This is a genomic window from Clostridium psychrophilum (assembly GCF_018861705.1).
GTDB lineage: Bacteria > Bacillota > Clostridia > Clostridiales > Clostridiaceae > Clostridium_AD > Clostridium_AD psychrophilum.
The window spans coordinates 1-4091 of sequence record NZ_JAHLEC010000176.1; the positions used below are offsets into that span (position 1 = coordinate 1).

Genomic DNA, 4091 nt, shown 5'->3' on the forward strand with positions numbered 1-4091 from the left:
ATACTAAAGTAATTAACTGGTTAAAACAAAATATTATTTCATTTCTTTACCTATTTCTCTGTTTAATTTTCAAAGACCAATTTGTTGTTTGCCATCAACTGACGACTTCTATTATTTTACTAGGTATTTCATGTTTTGTCAACAACTTTTTTAATAATATTAAAATATTAAAATATGTTTCTATTAATTAATTATAAATATACTAATTTTTGTATTCATTCCTAAATTCAAAACAGAGTAATATCCTTATAGTTCCTTAGAAAGAATATTACTCTATTATAAATTTATTATTGCTATATTCTATAGATAATATACTCTTAATCACATTATCATTTTAAATATTATTAAAAATATTACTCCTGGCACACCTAAAAATCCTGAAATTAACGCTGTTACTGCATTTATAGCAATATTCATTCCAAAATAATTTCCAATAAAATTAGCAATAAGTAAGAGTAAAACACCAAAAACACCATTTAATATTAATTTAACTAGAATTTTTAATGGCCATGAAAACAATTTGACCACAACTACCATCCCAACTATACCAATTAAAAAATAAATTGCAATATCCATATTTTAATCCCCCTACATAAATCTATACATTTATCTTTCATTATATTACTCTTTATTGCTAGCACCATTTTTATCATTGTAAGATGTCATAAACCAACTTTGAAATTTTTATTTGCTAGCAGCATCAAGTTCTTCTATCATATAGCTAGCATCAATAGTTACACCTTTTCTTCTCGCTTCTAATAAAAAATATATGTATCTTGCTTTAGATTGATCTTCTCTATAAATTGCATAATCTACAAGTTTAGGATCATCCGCCACTTGAAAATACTTTTTTGCACTTTCCCACTCAGTCTTGGCTTCTTCTAGTTCAATAATAATATCTTTTTGCTCTTGCGTATATTTTAAAGTTGATAATAATACTTCAATGACTTTTTTTCTATTCATAATAAAAAACCTCCCATTTTATATCTTTTTTAAATTCTTGACATAAAACAGGAGTAATATTCTAAATTTCTTTTCTTCCCTCTAATGCTTTAGAGAGAGTTACTTCATCTATATATTCTAAATCTCCACCTACTGGAATTCCATGTGCAATCCTTGTAACTTTTGCACCTAAAGGTTTTAATATTTTAGATATATACATAGCTGTAGCTTCTCCCTCTATGTTAGGATTAGTTGCAACTATTACTTCGCGAACTTCTCCATTAATTCTTCTTATTAGTTCTCTTAATCTTATATCCTCAGGTCCTCGTCCTGACATAGGGGATATTGTTCCATGGAGAACATGATAAACTCCATTGAATTCTCTTACTTTTTCCATGGTCATTATATCTTTAGGATTTTCCACAACACATATAATACTCTTATCCCTATTAGGATTAGCACAAATTGCACAAGGATCTGTATCTGTAAAACTGCCACATATCGAGCAATATTTTATGGTTCCCCTGGCATTAACCAATGCATCTGCAAATCCTTCTACTTCTTCTTTAGGAAGATTTAATATAAATAGTGCAAGCCTTTGAGCTGTTTTTTTTCCTATCCCAGGGAGTTTTGCAAATTCTTCTATAAGTTTCTCTATTGCTACTGGATAAAAATCCAAATTAGTCACCTCATAACAATGTAGCTTTTATCTATTATTAATTAGAACATTCCTGGCATATTTAATCCACCTGTTAATTTACCCATTTCACTGCTTGATTCATCTTCTGCTTTCTTTAGAGCCTCATTACAAGCACTCATAATTAAATCTTCAAGCATTTCAACATCATCCGGATCTACTACTTCTGGTTTTATTTTTATCTCGACAAGTTGTCTTTTTCCATTAGCTACTGCAGTTACTGCTCCACCGCCAACAGAAGCTTCAAATTTTTTATTTTCTAAATCCTTTTGCATATCTTCCATTTGTTTTTGGAATTTTTGAGCTTGCTTCATTAAACCATTCATATTTCCACCCATTCCTGGAAATCCACCTTTTGCCATAATAGTTACCTCCCGTTTTTTAGTTATTTAAGTTAAAAAATTATATTTATATCCTCTCAATTTATAACTTTATAAAGCTTTATACAATTTAAGACGATATCTATCTTGATCTATTATAACTTTTCTATATTATTATATACTAATACCTATAATAATTTCCATTAAATAAGTAAATATTTTTTGTAAATAAACGAATCTTTTCTTAATTACATTAACTTAATATTTCTAAACTTTACTAATCTAAATCTTCTTACGTTTACAAACTTAGTATCCTAGCCTATTAATATATAATTATAGCAGTTATTAGTGTAGTATTCTAACTTATTCATCTAACACTTCTACAATGTCTTCTCCAAATGTCTCATTTAGTATATCCTCTGGTGATTTAACCTCTTTTTCATCAGATTCAACAGTATACTTTATTTTTAATGGTTCGTTTAGTGCTTCAGAAAAAATTTCTTCTATTACATTTCTATTGTCCTCTTTCTCTAGTCTAATTTTATTAAATGAATATTGCTTATCATAACCTATCTCTATAATGCCTCCGTCACAAGACAAAATTTCTCCTGTTAACAAAGAAGCATATATAACCATGTGTCTTCGAGCTTTAAACATCTCTAAAATATCTTTAAACGATTTTTTTACCGTTTCTACTGTTAATTTAGAATTAGCATTAGGCATATGTACGGGTCTAATTTCCGTCTTTTTATTTGTAATTCTTTTCTTGTTTAAGCTGTTTTTTTCAGAAACTACAGGTGTTACACTTTCACATGCTACAGTTATCTTTCCTTTTTTCACTATGTCTTCTAATTTGTTTATTCTGGCTAATAACGTTTCTTTAGACGTATCATATTCTACTTTACACATTTTAACAACTGCAAGTTCTAAATAGATCCTATTTTGCTTACTCCATTTAGCTTGTTCTTGAGCGTCTTGAAGTATTTTTATATCTCTCATAATTTCTTCTACTCTAATTTTAGCAGCTTGCTGCTTTAAAATTTCTATATTTTCACTGGACATATCCAAAATTTCCTCTACATTTTCGCTTACCTTTGCCATCAAAAGATCTCTCATATGCGTAGTCATATCCTTTATAAATACGTATATGTCCTTACCGCTAAAAACTATTTCATTTATAACTTTTATAGCCATTTCAATATTTCTATCTATTATGCAGTCAGAAAGTTTTGTAAGACTCTCAGATGTCACAAGACCAAGCATATCTATAACACTATTATACTCTACCTTGCCATCATTCATTGATATAGCTTGATCTAAGATACTTAGAGCATCTCTCATCGCACCATCAGAAATTCTTGCTATTAATTTCAAACTATTATCTTCCACAGAGACGCCTTGCTTTAAAACTATTTTTCGCAGTCTATCAAAAATATCTTCACTTTTTATTCTTTTAAAATCAAATCTCTGACATCTCGATAGTATAGTAATTGGAAGTTTCTGTGGATCCGTAGTCGCTAATATAAATATTATGTTACTTGGGGGTTCTTCTAGTGTTTTTAAAAAAGCATTAACCGCCCCTATTGATAACATATGAACCTCATCTATAATATAAACTTTATATCTAGCCTCCTGTGGTGGATATTGAACATCTTCAATTATATCACGAATATTTTCTACTCCATTATGTGATGCCGCATCTAGTTCAGTTACGTCTATTGCCGTTCCTGCATTTATTTTTTTACACATCTCACACTCATTGCATGGCTCTCCATGGTCTGAATTCAAACAATTTACTGCTTTAGCTAATATCTTTGCTGTTGAAGTTTTTCCAGTTCCTCTAGTTCCGCATAAAAGATAAGCATGAGCTATTCTATCGTTATTTATCTGATTCTTTAAAGTTATGGTCACATGATCTTGCCCCACTACATCCTCAAAAGTTTTTGGTCTCCATTCTCTATATAAAGCCTTATATGCCATAAATCTCACCTCTTTTAAATAATAGTACCTCTTAATTAAATAAAGAACAAAATCTCCCTACGGTCGAGTAAAAACCCTTATGCCAAGCAAATATGATAATCTCATCGTCCTTTGATTATCATATTTGCATCACATTCTGGGCATAGAACAAT

The 4091-nt window shown here is 29.6% G+C and carries 5 protein-coding genes; all 5 read right to left on the reverse strand.

Annotated features, from left to right (window positions below; genetic code table 11):
• Positions 1 to 321: 321 nt before the first annotated feature.
• Entirely contained in the window at positions 322 to 576 is a 255-nt protein-coding gene (locus KPL38_RS18425) for a pro-sigmaK processing inhibitor BofA family protein (protein WP_216290592.1), read from the reverse strand.
• A 108-nt stretch (positions 577 to 684) separates the two neighbouring features.
• Positions 685 to 963 (reverse strand): DUF2508 family protein, encoded by a 279-nt coding sequence (locus KPL38_RS18430; protein WP_216290593.1) that lies wholly within the window; start codon positions 961 to 963, stop codon positions 685 to 687.
• Between the two features lie 61 nt (positions 964 to 1024).
• Positions 1025 to 1621 carry a recombination mediator RecR gene (gene recR, locus KPL38_RS18435; protein ID WP_216290594.1) on the reverse strand — a complete coding sequence of 199 codons (597 nt, stop codon included), beginning with the start codon at positions 1619 to 1621 and terminating at the stop codon, positions 1025 to 1027.
• 41 nt (positions 1622 to 1662) lie between these two features.
• Complete coding sequence (locus KPL38_RS18440; RefSeq protein WP_216290595.1) at positions 1663 to 2001, reverse strand: YbaB/EbfC family nucleoid-associated protein; 339 nt, start codon at positions 1999 to 2001, stop codon at positions 1663 to 1665.
• Between the two features lie 321 nt (positions 2002 to 2322).
• A complete protein-coding gene (gene dnaX, locus KPL38_RS18445; protein ID WP_216290596.1) occupies positions 2323 to 3939 on the reverse strand; it encodes a DNA polymerase III subunit gamma/tau in 1617 nt (538 codons plus the stop codon).
• Between the last annotated feature and the right edge of the window lie 152 nt (positions 3940 to 4091).

Bases quoted from the DNA above. Each gene is read 5' to 3' on its own strand.
- KPL38_RS18425 (WP_216290592.1), bottom strand. From the start codon at position 576: ATGGATATTGCAATTTATTTTTTAATTGGTATAGTTGGGATGGTAGTT.
- KPL38_RS18430 (WP_216290593.1), bottom strand. From the start codon at position 963: ATGAATAGAAAAAAAGTCATTGAAGTATTATTATCAACTTTAAAATAT.
- dnaX (WP_216290596.1), bottom strand. From the start codon at position 3,939: ATGGCATATAAGGCTTTATATAGAGAATGGAGACCAAAAACTTTTGAG.
- KPL38_RS18440 (WP_216290595.1), bottom strand. From the start codon at position 2,001: ATGGCAAAAGGTGGATTTCCAGGAATGGGTGGAAATATGAATGGTTTA.